The organism is Aquabacterium sp. A08, from assembly GCF_011742065.1.
In genome coordinates, this window is the sequence record NZ_JAAQQT010000135.1 from 1 (window position 1) to 279 (window position 279).

A 279-nucleotide genomic window follows, 5' to 3' on the forward strand; every position below is an offset into this window, starting at 1 on the left:
TTGGGCGGTTTTTACTACCCCAAACAGGGGATACCCACAGCCCGTCTGCAATGCTAAAAATTCCCTCACAACAGGGGGAACAACATGCGCATGCAAACAGGGCGTTCGCGCCGTGGTTTCACGCTGATCGAGGCCTTGGTCACCCTCGCGGTGTTGGGCATACTGGCGGCCATCGCCCTGCCGACTTTTTCCAGCATGCGCGAAACGCTGCGTTTGAAAGGCTCAACAGAAGCGGTGCAGGCCGACCTCCGGCTGGCCAAATCCGAGTCCATCAAGCGC

At 58.8% G+C, this 279-nt stretch carries 1 protein-coding gene; it reads left to right on the top strand.

All coding sequences use genetic code 11. The features are described from left to right. Nucleotides 1-84: 84 nt before the first annotated feature. Nucleotides 85-279: Tfp pilus assembly protein FimT/FimU (locus HA630_RS00765; protein ID WP_166832061.1), on the top strand; the 195-nt coding region annotated here is incomplete at its 3' end.